This is a genomic window from Rhizobium vallis (genome assembly GCF_003985155.1).
In the GTDB taxonomy this organism is placed as follows: Bacteria; Pseudomonadota; Alphaproteobacteria; order Rhizobiales; family Rhizobiaceae; genus Rhizobium; species Rhizobium vallis.
Map to the genome: position 1 here is coordinate 19,240 of NZ_ML133707.1, position 20,511 is coordinate 39,750.

Here is a 20,511-nt window from a genome sequence, read left to right on the forward strand (position 1 = left end):
GGCATCCTATCTTGCGACCTATCCTCACGACCGTTATACTGTTTTTGAAAAACAGTATAACCCTGGAGTCGAGCTATGAAGTCCATCGACCTCATGTATCAGACGATGCTCGCTGAGCTCGGTCAGCGCTCGCTCGACGCCGCTTGGACGGCCGATTTCCCTCCGGAGGGTCGGTTCACCCCGGCAAACATCAAGGGGCGCAAGTACTGGTATTTCGACATCCCGGATGGACATGGTGGTACGAAACGTCGTTACGTCGGTTCCGCTGATGATCCGGTTATCGCACAGCGCGTAGCTGATCATAAGCGGGACAAGGACGATCTACGCGCTCGCAGGCGCTTGGTAAATACCCTGACCCGCGAAGGCGGGATGATCGCCCCTGACGCCATGTCGGGCGATATCGTCGAGGCTCTTGCCGATGGCGGTCTCTTTCGGCTCCGGGGTATTCTCATAGGCACGGTGGCCTTTCAGTGCTATTCAGGACTGCTCGGTGTCCGTCTTCCCATGGCTGCGATCCTGACCGGCGATGCTGACATCGCCCAGGACTATGCCATCAGTCGGGAGGTCGAAGATAGTCTGCCTCCGATCCTTGAGTTGCTGCAGGGCGTCGACGCCAGCTTTCGTCCAGTTCCACATCGATCGGGAGCCGCGGTATCGTCAGCGTTTCAGAATGCCGACGGCTACAGGGTTGAGTTCCTGACGTCGAACCGTGGTTCGGATGACTACATCGATCAGCCGGCGAAGATGCCCGCTCTTGGTGGCGCCAGCGCGGATCCACTGCGCTTTCTCGACTTCCTCATAAGGGAACCCGTCAGGACAATGCTGCTCCACCGAAGCGGTGTTCCGGTCGTCGTCCCTGATCCGTCCCGGTATGCCGTCCACAAGCTAATAGTCGCCAGCCGCCGAAACACGGACGGGCAGGGGCCGGCGAAGCGTGAGAAGGACATCCGACAAGCTGCGCTGCTCTTCGAAGCGCTGCAGCAGACAAGGCGATCTACCGACTTGGCGCTCGTCTACAACGAAGCATGGAGGCGCGGGCCTACATGGCGAGAAGGTATTCGAACCGGGGCGGGAATGCTGCCAGCACAAGATGCCGAGCGGCTCAACACGGTCCTGACCGAGGGCGGAAAAAGAAACGGCGAAGAAATTGAACTTCCGTTTGGAGAATAGGCCGTCTTTCAAGGCTAAGCAGTTGATTTGATTCGAAGTCGTGAAGACAATGAAGATGAATATGGTCCTGCGGGGTCCTGTGCCGAATATCTGCATCGCACGGTCTCAGATCTGGCCCCGGCCAGCGCCGGGCAGGCGAAGCGCTGATCTACATAGCAAGGGGGTCAATCGAGAAGATCGCGGTCGGCGACGTGCTCCTGATACGCAAGGGCGACGTCGTACCGGCCGACGGGGCTCTCGTCAGCGAAGTCGCGACGATCGACCAGGCGGTCCTGACCGGAGAGCCTTTAAGGGTGCGCATCGCGAGGGATGGCAACATTTCAAGTGGCGCTACGAACGAGGGGGACGTGATCGAAATCCGCGTTCTAAGTCGCGCCGAGACAGCACCTATGCCGGAATACCGGAATAGTGAGGCTCGTGGAAGCATCGAGGCGCTCCAAGGCGAAGCTGATGCGACTGGCCGACCGGTTCTCGGTGTGGTTCTTGTTCGCCACGGTAGCGATTGCAGGCGTCTCGGCGTTCATGTCCGGAGACCTGTCAAGGATCGTGGCCGTGCTGGTCGTCGCCACGCCCTGTCCGTTGATCCTGGCCGTACCCGTCGCACTTGCGAAGGAGGGCGTTCTGGTGAAGGGTGCGGGACCTCTCGAGGCACTCGTCCAGGCCACCGTGGCGGTGTTCGACAAGACGGGGACGCTCACCGCGGGACAGCCCGAAGTCGGCCACATCGAGGGATCGGAGCATCCTAACAGGATCCTGCGGCTGGCCGCCTCGCTGGACCAGGCGTCGGGCCATGTGGTCGGACGCGCGCTGGTGGACGAGGCGCATAGACGTGGGTTGGGAGTGAGCCGCCCATCGGAGGTGACCGAGACCGCGGGATCCGGAATCGTCGATGGCGTGCGCGTCGGCGTCGGAGGAGACGCCTAACGGGTCAGGCAGCGCAATGCGTGTCAAGGTAGTGTTTGACGGCACGCCGGCTGGCACGATCACGCTCGAAGACCGGCTTCAATACCTTCCGCCAGTCGGCGGGGCATTGCTTTAGGAGGCCATCGACGTCGCGGTCATTCTAAACGCCCTTCGCGCCCTCTAATGGGCGAGAAGCACTAGTAGCTCGGCCTTGACGAGAAGTTCTCGAGTGACGCCGCCGAGGATGAACTCACGAAGCCGCGAATGGCCAAATCCGCCCGCGACCAGAAGGTCCGCCTTTCGTTCCAGCGCGGCCGATTGGATGGCGCCTGTCGCGGTCTCGCCGCCTGCCTGGATCGATACGTCATCCACGTCGAGTCCCGAATGCTTCAACGAAGAGATCAGGAGGGCGCGGTTCGCCTCGTCGATCTCCTTGTCGTCGGTGATCGAGATGACCTGCACCTTGATCGCGCGTTCGATGAAGACCCGTGCGCTGGAAAGGGCGCGCGCTGCGGTGGCGCTGCCGTCCCAGGCGACGGCGATCGTGTCCACACGAGAGTAGACGCTGGTGGCTGGAAATAGCACGAGCGGACGGCCGCTTCCGAATAGCAGCGTTTCGGAGAGTTGCCGGGAGAGCTCCGAGGCTTCGACGATGGAAAGGTCGTAGCACTTGGCAATTTCAGAAAAGCGTTCATAGACGAACGGTTCCCTGACCTCGAATCCGTGGATTCGCACCTCGAAGCCAGTTTCCGAAATAGCGTCGGCGATGTGTCCCCGCAGCGAAGTCCCGCTGTCCCGGCTATACCGTTCTGCTTGTCCCCGCCATGTCTCGACATCGATAACGGTGGGAAAGGGCGGATGGACCTGGGGGATCCGGACTTGTGGGATACTGGCGACGAGATGGGCGTCATTCTGCCTAGCGAGGCCGATAGCATTGTCGATTATGGCGAAGGAACTCGCGTCGGGATAGGTCGACAACGGGAGATGGAACTGCGGCTTCATGCTTGCCTCCTGAGGTTAAACTTCCGTCATGATGCATGCCGCTGAGAGAGTTCGCATTGCGCTTGGTCAAGGCCGCGGCGCAATGAAGCTCCTATAATCGCGCCTTCATCGAAGCTGGAGGACACGGCCATGACGATCAATCTGACGGAGATCAACCCCGGTGAGTGCTACCGCATCCTGGAGAACGAGCGTTTCGGTCATCTGGCATGCTGCAAGGATGGGCAGCTCTACGTGGCGGCGATCTATTTCGCCTTTTCCAACGGCGTCGCCTATAGCTTCACCATGCCCGGCAAGAAGCTCGACTGGATGCGGGGAACGACAAGGTCTGCCTACACATCGAGCAGCGTTCGAGCGCCGGCGGGTGGACGAGCATCGTCGTCGAAGGCAGGTTCGAGGAATTTCCTGACAGCGAGGCGCGACAAAGCGAACGGCTCCACGCGTGGTCTTCTCCAAAAGTATTCGGACTGGTGGGAAATCGGCTCTATAAAGCCCCAGGAGTTCCCCATGCCCGATGGCTCTCCTCATGTCTTCTACGGCATTGCCGTCACGGCCGTGTCGGGACGCAGTGCAGTCAGAACGGAATGACCGTCGATGCTCGAGCCGAACCCGCATCCCACAATCGGAGCACCACATGCCATATCTACGCGGCCTATATCCAAGCGCCACATCTAATTTCACCTCGCACCCGCGTTTCGCGCGGGCGCTCTGATTCAAGACGAGATCTTTGCCGGTCGGCAACCGTTCCGCCCTTCCGCACCACGTCGAGCGCCATTGGCACGAGCTCGCCGGCCGGCGCGAAGATGATGGCGGCGTCGAGCGGCACCGGCGGCCTTTCACCGGAAAACCCGGTCCAGACGGCGCCAAGATCAAGCGTGAACTTCCGTCCGGCCTCGTTGGTCTGCGGCGGCATCGACATGTCAGACATTCCGAGCATGCCCTATCGTCTGCTCTGGGGCGAGCGGCGGGTCGTCTCGGTGGCGAACCTGACGCGGAGCGACGGGGCGGAATTCTTCTCGATCGGGAAGGCGGCAGGGGTCAGATGCTTCACCAGCGTCTACCCCCTCGAGCATGCGAACGAGGCTCTCGACGATCTGCGCGCAGGCCGTGTCTCTGGAGCCGCCGTGATCGTTCCGTAGCCGATGTTCCCCTTGACAAGGATCAATGCGCTTTGCTTGCGCTACACAAAAGCTTCTTCGTCAAGACGTCCGCCGACAACCGGCGGCGCTTCCGCAAGGAGATCAGAGATGTCGCGTTCGTTGCTCGCCTTGGCGGCGCTCTTCATCGCAGGTGAGAGCCTATTGTCGGCTCCAGCCGTTGCAGACAGCCTGTCGCTCGCGCCGATGCTCCAGCGTGTCGTGCCGAGCGTCGTCAGCATCTCGGTGCAGGGCAGGGAACTCGACGACGCGGATGCAACGCTTGCTGATCCCTTCTACAGAAAGTTCTTCGGACTACCTGACGACGCTGCGCCGGCAGAGCACAGCTTCCAATCGGCCGGATCGGGTGTCGTCATCGACGAGGTCCACGGCTACATCGTCACCAACCAGCATGTCATAGCAAGCGCCTCAAAAATCGAGGTGGCGCTCTCCGACGGCCGACGCTTCCAAGCGAAACTTGTCGGCGCCGATCCCGAGACGGATGTCGCTGTCGTTCAAATTCCACCTGATCATCTTGTTCAAGCCGAGTTTGGAAGCGCGTCCTCGCTTCACGTCGGCGACGTCGTCGTGGCGATCGGGAATCCCTTCGGCCTGGGCCAGACCGCGACGATGGGCATCGTAAGCGCGCTTGGGCGCCGTGCCGTGGGATCGGAGGGGTACGAAGGATTCATTCAGACGGACGCGTCGACCAATCCCGGCAATTCGGGCGGCGCGCTTGTAAGCGAGGACGGCGTCGTGGTCGGGATCAATAGCGCGATCATCGGCCCCGCCGGAGGAAGCATCGGCATCGGTTTTGCGGTCCCAGCCGAGACTGTCGGCATCGTGATGCGGCAGCTCATCCTGACCGGCAAGTTGGTACGCGGCGAGGTGGGAATTTTAACGCAGGACCTGACGCCCGGTCTCGCAAAGGCGTTCGGCGTCGATGAAGGGGCGGGCGCGCTGGTCAGCGAAGTCCTTCCGGGTTCACCGGCGGCAAATGCAGGAATTCAGCCGGGCGACGTCATTCGGATGGTCGACGGAAGGACGGTGCGCGGCGCGTCCGACGTTCGAAGGCTTGTGGGATCGCTACCGTTGCAGTCCAAGCCGTCCTTCCAGATCGACCGCGCGAGCCGAAGGATAGAAGCATTTCCCGTGGTGTCCGACGCACCGGTTGCCGAACCGGCTGCTTCGCGTACCATTCATATCGCCCGCGGCCCTCTCGCCGACGCCGAGATGGCGAACTCTCCATGGTCCCGGCGCCCGCGTCGTCGTCGTCGCCGAGGGTTCGGTCGCGGCACAGGCCGGCCTGCAGCCGGACGACGTTATCGTCGCTCTCGACCAGCAGCCGGTGACGGACGTCGGGCAACTCCTCTCAATACTCGTGAAGGAGCATGCCCGTGCTCTCATCACCGTCGTGAGGAACGGCCACCGCCTCTTCGTGGCCGCTGACGTGCAGACCCAGTAGCAGCCCGCAGACCGTGTTCTGTCCGCTGAAATTCCAAGGTCGCTCTCGTGCTTGATGAAGATCAACGACGAAAATCTGCGGCGCTGTCACGATCGGCACGTCGCAAACCTGAAGGAGGTTGTCATGAACGACATTCAACTCAGACAGAACATTCTCGACGAAATGGAATTCGAGCCCAGCATCGACGCGGCTGATATCGGCGTCGCGGTCGATAGCGGGATCGTCACACTGACTGGTCACGTGCGCTCCTACGCGGAGAAAGAAGCCGCAGAGCGCGTGGTTAGTCGCGTCAAGGGCGTGCGCGGAATAGCTGCCGATATCGAGGTCCGGATTTTCGGGCCGAAGGAAACAGACGACGACGACATCGCCCGGCGAGCTGTCAAAATGCTCGACTGGAACGTTTCCGTGCCAAAGGATTCGGTGCAGGTGCGGGTCCTCAAAGGGTGGATCACCTTGCGGGGAGAGGTCGAGTGGCAATATCAAAAGAACGCGGCCTACGACGCCGTGCGGGATCTCGCCGGCGTAGTAGGGGTGTCCAACCTAGTGGAGCTGAAGCCGCATATTACGGCGGTGGATGTCAAGAAACGCATCGAGGATGCTTTCCAGCGCGACGCCGCTCTTGAGGCCGATGCAATCAGAATCGACGTCCAAGGCAGAAAGGTAATCCTCTCCGGCAAGGTGAAGACCTGGTCGGAACGGCAGGCGGCGGAGCGCGCTGCATGGTCCGCTCCAGGGATCAGCACTCTCGACGACCGACTGACGGTCGGGTGATCGAATATCGGGATTGGCTAGACATTACTGCTCTGCCCACACTCAGCAGCAAGGGCGCCGCTGAGCGCCCTTCGCATAGAGCCCAATTTCCTTGATCGACTTGCGCGCAGATCTCGTCTTCGGAACGAAATTCCGCACCACCCGTTGCAGAGCCTCCGTCGCGAGCACAAGGCGACCATTGATGTTCTTGGAGAGCGACCTTGGGTGGCGACGTAGGCTGGGATCTTCCGCGAAGAAAGATATGAGTCCCCGCAACGGCAGCGCGATTGAGGTTTGGGTTTGATTTTTCTAAATTGAAATCCTGCTGTCGAGCAGAATCGCTATTAGGCCTCGTGGCGAGCAGCAGCCTGAGACGGGTCGACATCTCCGATGCAGTGTACGGCTTCTTCAGCCAGCCGGCGCCCGCTTCGATCTCCTTGTCCGCGGCATGGGGTTCAGAAAAGCCCGACGTCAGGAGAATTTTCACCCTCGGCCAGCGCTCCCGGACATTCCGGGCCAGTTCGTCGTCGTTCATTCCCGGCATGGCCACATCACTGAACAGGAGCGCTACGTCATGCCCCGCCTCCAGCTCCTTCACCGCGTCGATCCCGTTCGTAGCTTCGATCACGAAGTAGGCAAGCGTCTGCAGGCGGCTGACCGTCACTCGGCGAACTCTCGCGTCGTCCTCGACCACCAGGATAGTTTCCGTGCCCCGAGGCGGGGCTTCCTCAGCCCGCTGCTCGTTCGGATGAGAATCCTTTCCGGCGTCGGCGCGTGGAAGAAAGAGGCGCACCGTCGTCCCTTCGCCAAGTTCGCTGTAGAGCTGCAGGTGCCCTGCGGATTGCTTTGCGAAACCGTAGACCATGCTCAGCCCAAGCCCCGTTCCCGAGCCCGTCGGTTTCGCGGTGAAGAACGGTCGAAAGCCCTCTCCATCACATCGGACGTCATTCCGGTGCCGGTGTCGGTCACGGAAATGAGGACGTAGCTGCCGGGGCGGATCGCCGGGTACATCAGGACATAGTCGGAGTCGATCTTGCAACAGAGCCCTTGCAGGCGGGCACCTCAAAGCAGACAGGAGCTGCGATGGAGGACAAGGCTTCGCAGGTTCTATCGAGCACGAAATACAGCACTGCTACCAAGCAGTTGGCAGGATCCGTGCTCTCACAATCCAACAAAAAGCGCTGATGAACGAACAAGAACTTTCGAACCAGTTTCTGTTGTTTTTCCCGGGCTTCTCGTCAACCAGTCTTATTCCGTTTCCTGCCACCTTAACTCATCATCTTCCGGAAAAGCGGCAGTTGGTTGCGAACATCCAGTGCCTCGGTCGGTGGACTCCGCTGAAGCGCCTATTTGAAGTCACTCTGCCCCAGATACGCTTCAATGCAGCTAGGAATGGGAAGCGATGAGCAAAGTGCGTAGGAGATCAAAGTTTCCCACTCCTTGTGGCCTGCCGAGGTCGGCGATCGATGACAGGCGTAATCGAGAGACACTGGCCCCCGAGACATCAATCCCGCTTGGGGGAGACGTATCTGACAACGTTGGTTGTAAATCCGCTTTTGTTTGCCGATGCACATTCAGTGCCATGGCTGGATCGCATGGTTCAGATACACGCAGATAGACATCGCGACCGATCGCGCGCGTGCCCGGCCTCGCCGAAAAGGTGCCAGATGTGACGGCAGCCTTGCATGCAAAGCTCGACGAGCACCGGGCGTTCGTGCGGGAGCGTGGAGAAGACTTGCCGGAAATCCAGAATTGGCGCTGGGCACGCTCCTCCTAGTGCGACAGAGGACCGGATTGGGTAGCGACTACCACCAGCCATACTGCCGCAGCTACGCCGGCACGCAAGAGAAAGGATTCGAGTGCGAGGTGGCAACCTCGCCTTCGACTTGGGGTGTCCCACGGCAATCGCAGCCTTTGCAGCGTCAGCTACGTGTTTCGAGTCCTGTTCGTTCTGCAAACGATGCGATCTTAAAACGTCCTGGAGAATGATCGCCGGGTCATGCTGCAGCCGTCAACGAGAGGCAGCTAAGGGTGAAGCCCGGTCCCATCGCCGTCAGGACAGTTCTCCTGGGTAGTCCTTGCGCAAGAAGCTTCTCGAGTACGAACAGCGCGGTTGGCGAGGACATGTTCCCATAGTCCGAGAGAACCTCACGTTCCTGGTCGAGGGTTCCCTGGCTTAGTTTAAGCGCCGATTCCAAGGCGGTGATAACCTTTGATCCACCGGGGTGGCACGCAAACCGGTCAACGTCGGCAGGAGCAAGATCTGATCGGGCGAGTATGGACGTTACGCCCTTCAGCACATGAGTTTCGGCGAACGGTGGTATCGCACGATCGAAGATCACGCCCAGACCCTCCGGATCGACGCTCCATCCCATGATGTCTAGCGTGTCGGGCCACGTATGCTGGCCTGCAAGTTCGACCTCGGCCAGACCGGTCTCACTAGCACGCACCACGCAGGCGGCGGCCCCGTCGCCGAAGAGGGCGGTCGCCACGATGTTCGCCTTCGTAAGCTTGTCCATGCGAAATGCCAACGTGCAGGTCTCGACGGCGACCACCAGCACGACTGAGCCTGGCCGGGATGCCGCCAGCCGTGACCCGATTGAAAGCCCAGAGACTCCGCCGGCACAGCCGAGGCCAAACACGGGAACCCGTTCGACATCGTCCCGGAAGCCCAGTTCTCGGCTTACCCTCGCTTCCAGACTAGGTGTCGCAATACCAGTCGAGGAGACGGTTACGATCGTGTCGACATCGCCTGCTGCAATGCCCGCCGACACGAGAGCCTTGCTGGCGGCGGCGACGAACATTGCACCAGCGCCCTCGATATGAGCGAGGTTTCGTTCGGGCCATCCCGACGTCTCGAGATACCACTCGATCGGCCGGACGGCATAGCGGCGCCGAATTCCCGAGGTTTCGAACACCCTTGCCAGCTTTTCGAAATCGCCAAATCGCGATGAGAACGCGGTGTGCGAGGCTCGCGCCGCGTCACGCTGGTCGATGACATGTGGCGGAACGGCGGTGCCGACGGATACCAGCTTGACGGGTTGCTGCATAAGACTCCTTGCGACGGCGCGGGAAGAATTTGGTACGCCGCGCGAGGACGAGACCGAACCGTAACGCCTCGATCCTCAATAAGTTGCAATGCGGGCGAGCCTGACGCCGCACTTCGTCGGAAGGCTTCAGAGACGACGACGCGTGAAGGATGCCTCCCGCGGCTTCGTGTCTGCCTTGATCCACGTCAATGCGCTCAACAAGTTGGCTCCGTAATTGTCCGATCGAAAAGGAGACAGCGCGATGCTTGCTAGAGACATCATGACGACCCCGTGACGACGCTCGACGAGGGACACAACGTCAGGGAAGCCGTCGAGATCGTCAACGCCAGCAAGATCGGCGCGGTGCCCGTCATCGATGGCGAAGGGCGGCTCACCGGCATCGTCACCGGGGAGACCTGCTGCGCCGGGTGGCGTCATCCTGGGCGAGACGGGCGGTACCGCATACGCGCGACCGCGAAGATGCACTGGCGGACTATGTGAAGGCCCGAAGCTGGCGCGTCAAGGACGTGATGTCGACGCCCGTCGTCAGCGCCGCCCCGAGCGCAACCGCGAGCCAGCTCGCAGAACTCCTGCAGGCCCACGACATCAAACACCGAACGGCAGACTCGCCGGCATAATCAGCCGTCACGACTTGATGCGAGCGCTTCTCGATGTTCGACGGCAGTGTACTGCTTCCGGCGACGAGGCCCTAGGGACGGCCGTTCGTGGCCGCCTGGAAACCGAGTTCGAAATAAGGTTCCCCATCGTCAATGCGACCGTCTCCGACGGGGCAGTGACCCTGAGGGGAGAGGTCGAGACGGAGCTGGAATGCTCGGCGGCCAGGGTGGCGGCGGAAAGCATCCGCGGCGTCGGCGGCGTGGTAAACAACATCACCCTGGATACCGCATGGTGAGCTCTCTCAAACTATGAAATCGTCCCTGGAGTTTCCGTCATGTTTGTCAGGGTCATCGCAGACGCCGTCGTGTCGAGGCTTCTCCTCGTCATCCTGATCCTCATGGTGGGGACGGTCGTGAGCGTCCTACTGGTGAGGCCATCCGACGACTCCCGAACCGGGCGCGTCGAGCGCTCTCTCTGACCCGTGAGTGCGCGATGAACATCTGGCCCTCCAGGATTTAATTGTCCGGCCGCGTCCCGCAAATGGCGCGACGGATTCGATGCTCTCCGAACTATTCGGCTTCATCTGGCTGATGGGAAGGCGTCATCAGGCGTTGGTCGCAGGGCTGTCCCTGGCTCTTTTCGTTATCGGCGCGGCGCCTCTCGAACTCCAGCGCCGGATCGTCAATGAGGCGACCGAGCAAGCGTCATACCGGTCTCTTCTCTTTCTCGTCTCCCTCTATCTCGCGGTCGCAGTGTTGAAGGGCGCGATAAATTCACCTCCAACCTCTAAAGAAGCTGGGTGGGCGAAAAAAGCACGCTTTGGCTCGGGGCGCGCGTTCTGCATCGGGCCGAGACGCCGCCATCGGAATCCACGCTCGAGGGGGTTGAGCTGTCGATCGTCTTTGCGGAAGCGGAACCGGTGGGCAGTTTCGTTGGGACCAGCATCTCCGAGCCGCTACTCCAGATCGGCATCCTTGTCACCGTGGGCGGTTATCTGATCTATCTCCAGCCGCTGATGAGGATGGCCGTCGCAGCCACCTTCGCCCCGCAGATTGCGTTCGTCCCGATGTTAGGCTGCTCACCTGGCTTTTGGAGATGCCGCTCATACCCATGGCCTTGACCAAGTCGTCGACAGAACGAGTCGAGATTCCCTGGATATGCGCTTCCTGGATAACGGCCGTCAGAGCTTTCTCTGCCATGCGGCGCGGTTCAAGGAAGCTCGGAAAGTAGCTGCCTTTGCGCAGCTTCGGAATGCGAAGCTCGACGGTGCCAGCCCGCGTCTCCCGATGTCACGGTAGCCATTGCGTTGTGCGAGCCGCATCGAGTTCTTCACACCGAAGTCTGCACCCGTAGCCGAGCCTACTTCCAGCTCCATCAGCCGATCGGCAGCAAGACCGATCATCTCACGCAACAAATCTGCATCGGCACTCTTCTCAACAAGGGAGCGCACGTTCATCATGTCATTGGTCATCGGTGATCTTTCCGTCAGGTTGGTCTTGAACAACCCGACCCTAGCGGAAAAACACTGATGGCCGCCCGCAAAGCCGGTCACCCGCTACAGCGCAACGAGAAGCGCGCGGGCGCTCGGCTTTACTCCCTACCGTCACCTACGCCACGTACTGGGACACGATCCGATAGAACGGCCACCTTTTCCCGCGTGCAAGTGGCCATATGGGGGTGGCGTAATAACCAGGCATACGCGAGGTCGGTATGGCAGGTTTGATCTCTCCTTCCAGGTCGCTCGCGTTATAGATCGCGACGACGCCGGGCACCGAGAACGCATCGCCGACATCGATGTTCAGGATTCGGGCATGTGGCTGGTCGGAGCGTCGCAATGCGATATGCAACATACCGCGGCGCCATGTCATCGACATACTGACCAACACCCGTCAGCAGACGTGGATCTTCGGTGCGCTTGTCCCGCTTGCCGACAAGTTTGGGCCGCAGCTCGACGGAATGGTCCTGCTGGCTCATTCGTAGAACTCCACACCCTTTCGCAACTCTTGCCATTGCGCGTCGTCGTGGCCGAAAATGATAGAAGCTCCCCGCTCCCGAAGAGCTTTCAGGCGAGCGAGTGCCTCTGCGGCGAGTTCGATGTTCCAAGTATTTCTCGGAGCGATACCGGTGTCGACGCTCGCCTGGAGCGGGGCAGCATCTGAAGCGAGTATAAATGAACCATCTTTTTCCAGCTCGACACGGGCGACGGTCATTCCGGGGGTATGACCCGGCATGGGCAGCAAGACGATGCGCCCGTCGCCAAAGACGTCATGCTCGGCATTGAAGGTCTGGAAACCCTGGGGCTGGTCCCATTCTCCTCGAAGATAGCCTTGATTTTCTGCACCGCTTGCCGTGGCGGCCTGCGCCTCCGCTTCGTGGCAGAGGATCGTTGCGCGCCGAAAGTACGCGTTGCAGCCGCAATGATCGGGATGCAGATGTGAACAGATCACAACATCTATGTCCTCGGGATCGAGAGCAAGAGTCTTCAACTGATGAACGACCGTCCGCTCTGGCGAAAAGATCGGGGTCATAACCTTGCTTAACCCACCCCATCGCGCGCCTGGATCGATGGCGGCCTCTGGATTGCATCCGCTATCGAACAGCGCGTTGCCTTGGGGATGGCGCATCAGGGTGGCGTGAACCGGCAATTCAATCGCTTCTTCCTTCAGCGCCCCAGGGACGTAGATGGACCGGCGCATACGAAGGCGGCCGGCCTCGAGAAAATGCATCTTCATCTTAAGGTCCTCTCTTGCTAGCCAGTTCGCGGACGGCGTTGACGATGTTTTCATAGCCCGTACAACGACAGATGTTTCCTGAGAGCGCTTCCCTGATCTTATCATCGGTTTCCAGCGGATGGTGGCGAAGAAGGTCGATGATCGCCAACGATGAAACTGGGCCTACAAATTCGCATTGCAGGCCATGATGCTGGCGGAACGCTTCTTGGATTCGTCCGAGTATCGACGCTTCCCTGGCCATGGTTTCGATTTCGCTCCCGTCTGCCTGCACTGCAAGCATCAGACAGGAGCGTGCGCTCCTTCCATCGAGAATGACGGTGCAGGCACCGCAAACGCCATGTTCGCACCCGACATGGGTTCCGGTCAGGCAAAGGATCCTGGCGCAGGAAGTGGCTCAGCAGCGTTCGTGCTTCGATCGTGCGCGTCATATACGCTTCGTTGACGCTGACGGTGATCGTCTTCTCACTCATCTTGCTTGAAGCCTTTCGTGGTTCGCGCGGCTCCAGGCGGCGCGAAGGGCCCGTTTGGCAAGGACGCCTGAGAGATGCCTGCGGTAATCTGCAGAGGCATGGATATCCGTGTTGGGCGTGAGGATTCCAGCCAGGCGATCCGCCACCGTATCGAGAGCCGGCTCGGAAACATCCGTCCTCGATGATCTCTTCAAGCCGCAGCGGGGTTTCACCAACGCCCATCATGCCAACGCGAACGTCAGACGCCCTGCCATCTACACAATGCAGCGTCGTCGCAAAGCAAGCGAGTGCGAAGTCCCCGTGGCGTTTTGCAAACTCCTCAAATCCCCATCCGGCATCCGGTCTCATCGCGTCGAGCTCGACGCGAATTACAAACTCGTCCGGTTCCAACGAGTTGACCAGCGATCCGACAAAAAAATCGGCTGCAGGTATTTCGCGTCTGCCGCGCTGAGAGGAGGCGATGACCGTCCCACCGAGGAACCGTGTCATCATCGGCATCTCGGTCGCTGGATCCGCATGCGCGACGCTGCCGCCGAAGGTGCCGCGGTTGCGCACGGTCATATGGGTGACGTGATGCATCGCCTCATGCACGATCGGCAAGTGTTGGCGGATGATCGGGTCTGTCGCGGTCATGTGATGGCGTACCGTCGGCGCCGATTCTCACCCGATCTCCGTGCAGTTCGATCCGATCTCCATGAACCGACGTTACTACGCGCGGCGCCCAAAATCCCGCGGCCCTGCTCGGATGGATACGATCTCTCTGAGCAGTTCGAGGTTCTCGCCGGTCATGGTGGCCACGTCTTCGATCGTGCAGATATGCATCGAACGAGCCATCAGGCGGCCTTTTGCGCAGTGGAGACCGTCGGAAGCATATTCCACGGCAACAGGTCTTCAAGCCTATCTACCGGTTAATCTTTGATCTGGGTTAGGACGTCCGTGAGGTAGCTCTCGGGGTTGCGGCCATGCAGTTTGTCCGTTCCAATGATGGTCAAATATTAGCGTTGCGCTATCCCGTTCGTAATTTGCATCGTGTAAGTCTTCACTCCTGATGCTCGTTCTCGGGCCGCGCCACGCAACGCGCGGCCCGTCTTTCGGTTTTCTCAACCCGGGAAATTGCTACTCGGATTGATTGATTATTACGAGTTTATATGCAACCTTCGGTACGATCGCCGACGGTCGGCGCACATCAGGAGGAAAAACCATGATCCGTACTAATGCAGTTGCAGCACTTGTGTTTGCTGTAGCAACCTCAGCTCTTGCTTTCGATGCAAGCAACTTCAAGGATTTTTCAAGCATCGCATCGGCTTCCAGCAGTTGGCAGAACCAGTCCGGCTCGACGATGATCATTCAAGTCGACTCGTTCGGAAATGTCTCCGGCCAATATGTAAACAGAGCCCAGGGCACCGGATGCCAGAACTCGCCCTATCCGCTAACAGGAAGGGTAAACGGGACGTTCATCGCATTTTCGGTCGGCTGGAACAATTCGACGGAGAACTGCAATTCCGCAACCGGATGGACCGGCTACGCACAGGTCAACGGCAACAACACTGAGATAGTCACGAGCTGGAACCTCGCTTACGAAGGCGGCTCCGGTCCGGCCATTGAGCAAGGACAAGACACTTTCCAGTACGTGCCGACGACTGAGAACAAAAGCCTCTTGAAGGATTAATCTCCTCTGCCCTGCCGGCGCTGGCCCGTCAGAGATTGTGGAGCAAGAATTCATCGAATATGGCCAAAGGCTTAGACGAAGCTGCTTTCCCTGCCGAATAAAAGCGCCGCGTGCTCGTCCGCGCGGCGCAAATCCTTATTTGATGAGTTCAATGCGGCCAAAACTTTCCGGACAAAAGTAAGCATCCGAGGATGCGCCGCCTTGGGGCAAACGCGGCGATCTGATCAAGGTCGTTTGGCACGATGGCCAGGGGGCCTGCCTGTTCACGAAAAAATTGGAGCGAGGAAGGTTTATCTAGCGTGACGGCCAGGGCGCTTGTCTGTTCACGAAGAAGCTGGAGCGCGGCCGCTTCATCTGGCCGTCAGCCGCTGACGGCACGGTGGTGATCACACCGGCGCAGCTCGGTTATCTGCTCGAAGGTCTACAGAAATATCCCTGCTTGTGAGTCTGACGAATCATCACCGGACAAGATCGAGGTGCTGGATCCGAGCCATCCGTTATTTGGACGCTCCTTTAATGTGATGCGTGAGGTGGGACGTAGAGGCGGCAACTTCGCGCCGTCGTATGAGGTTGAACATCGTGGTGGATCGACCTTGCTGATACCCGTGTCTGCGACACAGGGATATGTCGAAGCCTGAAATACTGACGCGCGAAGGACACCATTCGCCCAATTGTGAGGAGAAGGTTTTGCCAATCACTGTGCAACGCCTCCGCCTTGCAGCGGGCATCTAGGTAAAGGCACAGCGCAACAGATGGACACACGAACCTAGTTTGCTCAGCGCCGTACAACTTGCCGCCAGGCTCGATATTCCCGTCAATTGGATTTACGTTCAAATCAGGCGGAAGCGCCTGCTCATCGACCAGCAATCAACCGGAGCATATTTGTTCCAAAATTCCCCAGCGGTCGTCAACGCGGTTCGCGACCTTCGCAACCGTACCATTCATCAACTCGATCTGAGAATCATTCAGCCTCACCAGGAGGGGCATCAACATGCGTTGTCGCTGGAGGGAATTGACTGGCGCGCACGGCAGGAAACCTGGCGCCCCAGCCGGGTTTGACTCAATTTTTGCATTGAAATTGTTGATAAATCTGATTCAATGTCGTTATGACATTGCCGCCGCTTACCCTGCCATCGGACCTTGCCAGCGCTCATCCGGCGCTGCTGGCCGAACGTGCTGCGCGGCTGCAAGCTGAGGCGGACGCGGCCAACGCGAAGGCGCGGCTGTCGAGCATTGAGGCGCTCAACGTGCATTTGCAGTTGCTGACCGGCAAGCTGGAGCGCGAGAAGCACGGGCCGCGCCGCGAGCGCACGCAGCGGCTGATCGATCAGTTGGAATTTGCAGCTCGAAGAGCTCGTGGCGTAGGCCGCCGAGGACGAACTGAGCGTCCAAGAGGCCGCGGCCAGAACGCAGTCCGTGCGCGCCTTCGCCCGCAAGCGTCCAGTGCGCAAGGCGTGGCCCAAAGACGTCGAGCGCGCACGCATCGTCATCGAAGCGCCGACGGCATGTGCCTGCTGTGGCGGCTCGCGGCTGTCGAAGCTGGGCGAGGATGTGACGGAAACGCTGGAGGATATCCCGCGCCGATTCAAGGTGATCGAGACGGTGCGCGAGAAATTTACCTGCCGCGATTGCGAGGCGATCAGTCAGGCTCCCGCACCGTTCCATGCGACGCCCGCGCGGCTTCATCGGCCCTCAGTTGCTGGCGACGATCGTGTTCGACAAGTTCGGGCAGCACATCCCGCTGAACCGCCAGAGCACGCGGTTCAAATGTGAGGCATCGGTCCGTCGACCTAGACCCTGGCCGGTGAATGTTGATCCGAATGTCTTCGAGCTGCGGCAAATGCTGGAGCATCACTGTCGCACGGCATACCAGGAGGCAACGTAGCCGGCTGCGGCGACCCCATGCGAATGCGGGACGTCGCGGACGATGCTACCGACAATGGCGTCCCTTTGATCGACGCCATTCGGCCAGTTCGGCACGATGTAGCCGCGATAGCTGTAGATCCAGGTCTCGCCGGCCACATCGCCCTTTCCAGTGAATTGCAGCTCGACAGGGTCTCCCGGACGCACCGTACCGGTCAATTCCAGCGACCACCCGGGCCCACCAATGGTTCCGCCGACCTTGCGCCGAGCCAACTCGGTCAGCACCAGCGTTCCCTGGCCAAATTCCAGTGCATTGAAATCAACCGATAAATCGGGATTGTTGATCAGGCTGCGATAACTCCAAGTGCCAGTGAAGCTCATAGTTCCTCCCAATGGCGATCGACGCCCTAATGATGGCCGGAAACGGTGCCACCCTGGCCGTCCGGCAGGGTGATCCTGATGTTCTGCATCATGCCCTGGTCCTCATGATCGAGGATGTGGCAATGCAGAACGAACTCGCCGATATAGCGCTGGTAGTGCGTCCGCACGGTGATCGTGTAGCGCGCCGACGGATCGGTGCCGGGATTCTTGATCCACAGCGTGTCCTTCCAGACATTTTTCAAGCCTGGATATTGCGGATCGCCGTCGTCATCGGCGCCAAGCGCGCTGACATCGTTGCCGGCCGCATCGACAATTTTGATGATCTGAAACGGATTGACATGGATATGGAATGGGTGGCTGACGAAATCCGAGCGGAGCGTCCATTCGTCGACTCCGCTCAGCGGCAACATCCGGTCGATGCGGTTGGGATCATAAGGTTTGCCGTCAACCTCGAAGAAGGTGGCACCCGGCTGTTTCACATCGATGTTAAACACCAGTTGCTGCTCGCCGGTGACCTCGCCCGCGTCGATGTCCGGATGGGGAATAAAGCTTGAGAGCGACATCTCGTTCTTGAGGTCATCGATAACCTTGCCGGCGACATTCTGTGACATCGTGCGCTCAGCCGCCGAAATCAGCCAATCCTGAAGATAGGTGCCGATCTCGCCATTGACGGCATGGCCGCCTACTGCAGTGACTATGCCGAGAAGCCGTCGGCTTGGAGCCTCCTGGTTGACGCTGGCCGCTGCCGGTGCGGCGCCATCGATGATGCAGTAGTCACCCGCTCCTGGCAACACCACCAGCGCGTCAACGCGGTAGCCCGGTTGCAGGATCGCTTGCTGCCGCATCTGCACCTGCGCCATTGTCAGCCCGTCCTGGGCCACCACCCCATACGGAATAGTATCCTTGCCGCAATTCTGGTCGATCCATCTGTCGGTGTCCGCTGCCGCAAGCGTGCGGAACGCGGTCGTCCCGGTCTTGCGCCGGATTTCGAAATTGATGGTGTCGCGAACCCCGGCGTGTATCATCCGCCACCGCTCGACCGAGCCAGCCTCCGCTGATGCCAACTGACCAAGCACCTGGCCGTTGACGCTGGTGAAGCGGCCCGAAGCCGGCCAACTGCCAGGTCCGAACTGATCGTAGCTTTCGATGCCGCCCACCTGTCCTGGCTGGCAATCATAAGTGATGTCGCCATTGTTATCGGTGCAAGCATATTGAATCTGCTGTAGCACCAAAACCCGTTCGGCGATATCGGAGCCGCCCGGCTGCTTCAATAGGCGGTCTATATCGCCAGTCTCGGTCGGTGTCGGCATGCGATCGCCACGGATGATCAACGCCCCGGACATGCCACTCGACACCTGCAATGCGGTTGATCCGTGTAGGTGTGGGTGATACCAGAAGGTGCCGGCGGGATGCTCAACGGCGATGTTGTATTCATATTGGAACGAAACGCCGGGACGGATTGAGATCAGCACATTATCGCCATTGCCAGACGGATTTACCCAGAGACCGTGCGAATGCAGGTTGGTACCGTTGAAGCAATGGGGGGTATTGGCACTGCCACCGCCGATGCCGCAGGTGGAATCCTGAGGGAACAGGTTGTGAAGCGTTACCCGCACCGTCTGACCGGGCCGTAGATCGATGGTCGGTCCAACCAATGGCGTGTCGGCACCGGATAAGCCGGTCTGGCGGGCGTCTTGATAGCCGCGCAGTTTAACGTGGTCGTAGCGCGCCGTGGCCGGATTGTAGATCTGTCGGTCGAGATAGGTAGCGTTCATATCGAGCAGAACCTCGCCCGGAAATGTCTCCCGGCTTTGTTCGAAGGTTTTCAGCATCCCCTGGGATTTTGTGATAGGTTGCAGCATATAGGCCAGGGGGTTAGTCACGGCCCTGGCCTCTTGAGCGACTGCGAATAGCGCATGGGTGACCGAAAAAACGCTCGCCATACCGAAGATCGCAATTTTGTCAGACACAGACAAACAACCCTCCCAAACCTCTGCCCGGAGTTTTGTTCTCCCCGGGTCGAACCGCATCCACAAAGTTCTACTGCGTCACCATGCGTTCACCTGCAATTCGACTTTGACTCGCGCGCTTTCTCGGGAGAAGACAGCTGCCGCCGCGCGACGAGAAAGTTTCAAGACTCATGCCACTCTGGCCGGATCGAGCCTCAGAAGGAATCTTGTGCCTATGCTTCAAGGACTTCCACGAGAGCGCGGTAGGAAGTCGGGCGGAACAGCACCATGGCGCGCACCTGACAAACCTGACAGCAGGTGTAGTAGGCCCGACATTTTTGTGGGGAGCATCGTTACGTGCGGCAATACGCGTCTCACCTTGTTTGTTTGTCGAGCTGCACTCGAGCAACGCCTTGACGCTCATATCGCGGTCACCGCCGCGGGCATTAATGTCGGCGTCACATACCGTTCATCACACCGCCTAATCGGAGAGACACCACGGGCAGACTACGCCAGTTCTTCCGGCTCTCTGCGCTGCGCGATGATCTCGAAACAAGGTTGCTTGCTCAGGAGTATCGCGCCCTGCTCCTCGACGATCATTTCGACGACGGCAGGAGGGAGCCCTTCCACAATCTTCTCCTATGGACGTCTCTTATGGACGTCCAACGCGATATCTCAGATGCACGGAGCCGAGGCCAGCGGCTTCGGCGCTGATAAACGTGAGCCTCGCCCTGCCGGCAAGCCCATCCTCGCCGCCCTCGAATATGGCCGGTGTATTCGACTTGCCTCCGATCGCAGGGAAGATGACCAGGCTGACCTCGTCAACAAGACCCGCCTTCAAGAAATGGCCATTGGTTTGCGCCCCGCCTTCCAGCATCAAGCGCTTCACACCGAACTCGGTTCCAAGAAGGTCAAGCGCGTTTTTCAGATCGACGCCATCTTTCTCCGAGACGATATAGGAAACGCCAGCCTGGGTGAGGCCCGCCAGGTAAGCATCATCCACGTCAGATCCTGTCAGGACCACAAGGTGAGCTCCGTCAATGTCGCTCTTGTCCCAGCGTAGCCGACCGTCCTTATCCACGATGACAGCGAACTCGCCGGCGTCCGGGTTGGCGATATGGATCGGTCGCGCGGCTGTGCCGGTTGCTTGATAGGGGCGGTCGACGGCGTCCGCGAACTCTTCTCCCGTCGCTCTTCCCGAAAGCCAGGCGTCGGCACCGATCTTCTCATGCAGGCCGTCATAGATCTTCACGAGCTCATCGACCGAATGGCCGGTTGCCTCGGCCCAATCATTGACGATCAATCGGCCATCCAGCGGCGACATCATGTGACAGATTACATAGGGTCTGGGCATTGGATTACTCTCCTCTACAAACA

20 protein-coding genes and 11 pseudogenes are annotated in these 20,511 nt (G+C 59.6%); 16 read left to right on the forward strand and 15 right to left on the reverse strand.

The features are described from left to right. Positions 1 to 75: 75 nt before the first annotated feature. Entirely contained in the window at positions 76 to 1,170 is a 1,095-nt protein-coding gene (locus tag EFQ99_RS32605; RefSeq protein WP_012489416.1) for a nucleotidyltransferase family protein, read from the forward strand. Positions 1,171 to 1,337: 167 nt separating this feature from the next. Continuing rightward, positions 1,338 to 2,176 (forward strand): annotated as a pseudogene (locus tag EFQ99_RS36210) (HAD-IC family P-type ATPase); the annotation flags it as partial. Positions 2,177 to 2,253: 77 nt separating this feature from the next. On the opposite strand, the gene EFQ99_RS32615 reads toward EFQ99_RS36210, so the two are convergent. Then, entirely contained in the window at positions 2,254 to 3,075 is an 822-nt protein-coding gene (locus EFQ99_RS32615; RefSeq protein WP_008534144.1) for a universal stress protein, read from the reverse strand. A gap of 129 nt (positions 3,076 to 3,204) precedes the next feature. Here EFQ99_RS32615 and EFQ99_RS32620 point away from each other — a divergent pair. After that, a pseudogene (locus EFQ99_RS32620) lies at positions 3,205 to 3,660 on the forward strand (pyridoxamine 5'-phosphate oxidase family protein). Between the two features lie 151 nt (positions 3,661 to 3,811). On the opposite strand, the pseudogene EFQ99_RS35860 reads toward EFQ99_RS32620, so the two are convergent. Beyond that, a pseudogene (locus EFQ99_RS35860) lies at positions 3,812 to 3,952 on the reverse strand (alcohol dehydrogenase); the annotation flags it as partial. A 16-nt stretch (positions 3,953 to 3,968) separates the two neighbouring features. Here EFQ99_RS35860 and EFQ99_RS32630 point away from each other — a divergent pair. The 4 genes and pseudogenes from EFQ99_RS32630 to EFQ99_RS32640 form a co-directional block, all read left to right on the forward strand. After that, positions 3,969 to 4,211: pseudogene (locus EFQ99_RS32630) on the forward strand (alcohol dehydrogenase); the annotation flags it as partial. 204 nt (positions 4,212 to 4,415) lie between these two features. Then, positions 4,416 to 5,285, forward strand: a pseudogene (locus EFQ99_RS35865) (S1C family serine protease); the annotation flags it as partial. Between the two features lie 94 nt (positions 5,286 to 5,379). Then, positions 5,380 to 5,673, forward strand: coding sequence for a PDZ domain-containing protein (locus EFQ99_RS35870; protein WP_245436896.1), 294 nt, complete (start codon positions 5,380 to 5,382; stop codon positions 5,671 to 5,673). Between the two features lie 123 nt (positions 5,674 to 5,796). Further along, on the forward strand, positions 5,797 to 6,444 hold the full coding sequence (locus EFQ99_RS32640; protein ID WP_008534151.1) for a BON domain-containing protein: 648 nt from the start codon (positions 5,797 to 5,799) through the stop codon (positions 6,442 to 6,444). Here EFQ99_RS32640 and EFQ99_RS32645 read toward each other — a convergent pair. Then, positions 6,410 to 7,288, reverse strand: a complete 879-nt coding sequence (locus EFQ99_RS32645) for a response regulator (protein ID WP_016737392.1) — start codon at positions 7,286 to 7,288, stop codon at positions 6,410 to 6,412. The two genes, EFQ99_RS32640 and EFQ99_RS32645, sit on opposite strands and share 35 nt — an antisense overlap. A gap of 774 nt (positions 7,289 to 8,062) precedes the next feature. Here EFQ99_RS32645 and EFQ99_RS35270 point away from each other — a divergent pair. Then, on the forward strand, positions 8,063 to 8,200 hold the full coding sequence (locus EFQ99_RS35270; RefSeq protein WP_257784652.1) for a hypothetical protein: 138 nt from the start codon (positions 8,063 to 8,065) through the stop codon (positions 8,198 to 8,200). A 220-nt stretch (positions 8,201 to 8,420) separates the two neighbouring features. On the opposite strand, the gene EFQ99_RS32655 is transcribed toward EFQ99_RS35270, so the two are convergent. Next, positions 8,421 to 9,473 carry a type III polyketide synthase gene (locus EFQ99_RS32655; RefSeq protein ID WP_008534153.1) on the reverse strand — a complete coding sequence of 351 codons (1,053 nt, stop codon included), beginning with the start codon at positions 9,471 to 9,473 and terminating at the stop codon, positions 8,421 to 8,423. A 270-nt stretch (positions 9,474 to 9,743) separates the two neighbouring features. Between EFQ99_RS32655 and EFQ99_RS32660 the strand changes: the two genes are divergently transcribed. The 4 genes from EFQ99_RS32660 to EFQ99_RS32675 all read left to right on the forward strand — a co-directional run bounded on the left by EFQ99_RS32660 (position 9,744) and on the right by EFQ99_RS32675 (position 11,190). Beyond that, complete coding sequence (locus EFQ99_RS32660) at positions 9,744 to 9,953, forward strand: CBS domain-containing protein (protein ID WP_008534154.1); 210 nt, start codon at positions 9,744 to 9,746, stop codon at positions 9,951 to 9,953. Positions 9,954 to 10,107: 154 nt separating this feature from the next. Further along, complete coding sequence (locus EFQ99_RS32665) at positions 10,108 to 10,365, forward strand: BON domain-containing protein (RefSeq protein WP_008534156.1); 258 nt, start codon at positions 10,108 to 10,110, stop codon at positions 10,363 to 10,365. A 39-nt stretch (positions 10,366 to 10,404) separates the two neighbouring features. Next, the gene (locus tag EFQ99_RS35280) at positions 10,405 to 10,548 is read left to right on the forward strand and encodes a hypothetical protein (protein ID WP_016737394.1); all 144 of its coding nucleotides are present in this window, start codon (positions 10,405 to 10,407) and stop codon (positions 10,546 to 10,548) included. 321 nt (positions 10,549 to 10,869) lie between these two features. Continuing rightward, on the forward strand, positions 10,870 to 11,190 hold the full coding sequence (locus tag EFQ99_RS32675; protein ID WP_008534157.1) for a hypothetical protein: 321 nt from the start codon (positions 10,870 to 10,872) through the stop codon (positions 11,188 to 11,190). Here the strand turns inward: EFQ99_RS32675 and EFQ99_RS32680 are convergent. From EFQ99_RS32680 to EFQ99_RS36380, 7 genes and pseudogenes are all read right to left on the reverse strand, one after another. Continuing rightward, a pseudogene (locus EFQ99_RS32680) lies at positions 11,141 to 11,541 on the reverse strand (transposase); the annotation flags it as partial. The gene EFQ99_RS32675 and the pseudogene EFQ99_RS32680 sit on opposite strands and share 50 nt — an antisense overlap. 178 nt (positions 11,542 to 11,719) lie before the next feature. Further along, positions 11,720 to 12,044: pseudogene (locus EFQ99_RS32690) on the reverse strand (xanthine dehydrogenase family protein molybdopterin-binding subunit); the annotation flags it as partial. Then, positions 12,041 to 12,802 carry an N-acyl homoserine lactonase family protein gene (locus tag EFQ99_RS32695; RefSeq protein WP_004674371.1) on the reverse strand — a complete coding sequence of 254 codons (762 nt, stop codon included), beginning with the start codon at positions 12,800 to 12,802 and terminating at the stop codon, positions 12,041 to 12,043. The pseudogene EFQ99_RS32690 and the gene EFQ99_RS32695, both read right to left, overlap by 4 nt. 1 nt (position 12,803) lies before the next feature. Beyond that, positions 12,804 to 13,082, reverse strand: a complete 279-nt coding sequence (locus EFQ99_RS36215) for a (2Fe-2S)-binding protein (protein ID WP_008534159.1) — start codon at positions 13,080 to 13,082, stop codon at positions 12,804 to 12,806. Positions 13,083 to 13,268: 186 nt separating this feature from the next. Further along, positions 13,269 to 13,484 (reverse strand): hypothetical protein, encoded by a 216-nt coding sequence (locus EFQ99_RS35880; RefSeq protein WP_308821658.1) that lies wholly within the window; start codon positions 13,482 to 13,484, stop codon positions 13,269 to 13,271. Positions 13,485 to 13,686: 202 nt separating this feature from the next. Continuing rightward, positions 13,687 to 13,905, reverse strand: a pseudogene (locus EFQ99_RS35885) (FAD binding domain-containing protein); the annotation flags it as partial. Between the two features lie 200 nt (positions 13,906 to 14,105). Beyond that, positions 14,106 to 14,264, reverse strand: a pseudogene (locus EFQ99_RS36380) (transposase domain-containing protein); the annotation flags it as partial. 209 nt (positions 14,265 to 14,473) lie between these two features. Here EFQ99_RS36380 and EFQ99_RS32715 point away from each other — a divergent pair. The 4 genes and pseudogenes from EFQ99_RS32715 to EFQ99_RS32735 all read left to right on the forward strand — a co-directional run. Beyond that, positions 14,474 to 14,941: an avidin/streptavidin family protein gene (locus tag EFQ99_RS32715; protein ID WP_004674376.1), complete on the forward strand. Its 468-nt coding sequence runs from the start codon at positions 14,474 to 14,476 to the stop codon at positions 14,939 to 14,941. Positions 14,942 to 15,158: 217 nt separating this feature from the next. After that, a pseudogene (tnpB, locus tag EFQ99_RS36090) lies at positions 15,159 to 15,386 on the forward strand (IS66 family insertion sequence element accessory protein TnpB); the annotation flags it as partial. A gap of 326 nt (positions 15,387 to 15,712) precedes the next feature. Continuing rightward, positions 15,713 to 16,000: a hypothetical protein gene (locus EFQ99_RS32730; protein ID WP_008534161.1), complete on the forward strand. Its 288-nt coding sequence runs from the start codon at positions 15,713 to 15,715 to the stop codon at positions 15,998 to 16,000. Positions 16,001 to 16,047: 47 nt separating this feature from the next. Then, positions 16,048 to 16,715, forward strand: a pseudogene (locus tag EFQ99_RS32735) (transposase domain-containing protein); the annotation flags it as partial. Between the two features lie 77 nt (positions 16,716 to 16,792). On the opposite strand, the gene EFQ99_RS32740 reads toward EFQ99_RS32735, so the two are convergent. The 4 genes from EFQ99_RS32740 to EFQ99_RS32750 all read right to left on the reverse strand — a co-directional run bounded on the left by EFQ99_RS32740 (position 16,793) and on the right by EFQ99_RS32750 (position 20,488). Next, positions 16,793 to 17,185 carry a hypothetical protein gene (locus EFQ99_RS32740; protein ID WP_004674379.1) on the reverse strand — a complete coding sequence of 131 codons (393 nt, stop codon included), beginning with the start codon at positions 17,183 to 17,185 and terminating at the stop codon, positions 16,793 to 16,795. A gap of 26 nt (positions 17,186 to 17,211) precedes the next feature. Beyond that, on the reverse strand, positions 17,212 to 19,161 hold the full coding sequence (locus EFQ99_RS32745; protein ID WP_037174857.1) for a multicopper oxidase family protein: 1,950 nt from the start codon (positions 19,159 to 19,161) through the stop codon (positions 17,212 to 17,214). 480 nt (positions 19,162 to 19,641) lie between these two features. Beyond that, positions 19,642 to 19,764: a hypothetical protein gene (locus EFQ99_RS36095; RefSeq protein ID WP_009982859.1), complete on the reverse strand. Its 123-nt coding sequence runs from the start codon at positions 19,762 to 19,764 to the stop codon at positions 19,642 to 19,644. Between the two features lie 22 nt (positions 19,765 to 19,786). Continuing rightward, positions 19,787 to 20,488 (reverse strand): RibD family protein, encoded by a 702-nt coding sequence (locus EFQ99_RS32750; protein ID WP_008534164.1) that lies wholly within the window; start codon positions 20,486 to 20,488, stop codon positions 19,787 to 19,789. Positions 20,489 to 20,511: the final 23 nt, after the last annotated feature.

Bases quoted from the DNA above. Each gene is read 5' to 3' on its own strand.
- EFQ99_RS32695 (WP_004674371.1), bottom strand. From the start codon at position 12,802: ATGAAGATGCATTTTCTCGAGGCCGGCCGCCTTCGTATGCGCCGGTCC.
- EFQ99_RS32605 (WP_012489416.1), top strand. From the start codon at position 76: ATGAAGTCCATCGACCTCATGTATCAGACGATGCTCGCTGAGCTCGGT.
- EFQ99_RS32750 (WP_008534164.1), bottom strand. From the start codon at position 20,488: ATGCCCAGACCCTATGTAATCTGTCACATGATGTCGCCGCTGGATGGC.
- EFQ99_RS32740 (WP_004674379.1), bottom strand. From the start codon at position 17,185: ATGAGCTTCACTGGCACTTGGAGTTATCGCAGCCTGATCAACAATCCC.
- EFQ99_RS32665 (WP_008534156.1), top strand. From the start codon at position 10,108: ATGCGAGCGCTTCTCGATGTTCGACGGCAGTGTACTGCTTCCGGCGAC.
- EFQ99_RS36215 (WP_008534159.1), bottom strand. From the start codon at position 13,082: ATGCTTGCAGTGCAGGCAGACGGGAGCGAAATCGAAACCATGGCCAGG.
- EFQ99_RS32640 (WP_008534151.1), top strand. From the start codon at position 5,797: ATGAACGACATTCAACTCAGACAGAACATTCTCGACGAAATGGAATTC.
- EFQ99_RS35280 (WP_016737394.1), top strand. From the start codon at position 10,405: ATGTTTGTCAGGGTCATCGCAGACGCCGTCGTGTCGAGGCTTCTCCTC.
- EFQ99_RS32655 (WP_008534153.1), bottom strand. From the start codon at position 9,473: ATGCAGCAACCCGTCAAGCTGGTATCCGTCGGCACCGCCGTTCCGCCA.
- EFQ99_RS32615 (WP_008534144.1), bottom strand. From the start codon at position 3,075: ATGAAGCCGCAGTTCCATCTCCCGTTGTCGACCTATCCCGACGCGAGT.
- EFQ99_RS32645 (WP_016737392.1), bottom strand. From the start codon at position 7,288: ATGGTCTACGGTTTCGCAAAGCAATCCGCAGGGCACCTGCAGCTCTAC.
- EFQ99_RS32715 (WP_004674376.1), top strand. From the start codon at position 14,474: ATGATCCGTACTAATGCAGTTGCAGCACTTGTGTTTGCTGTAGCAACC.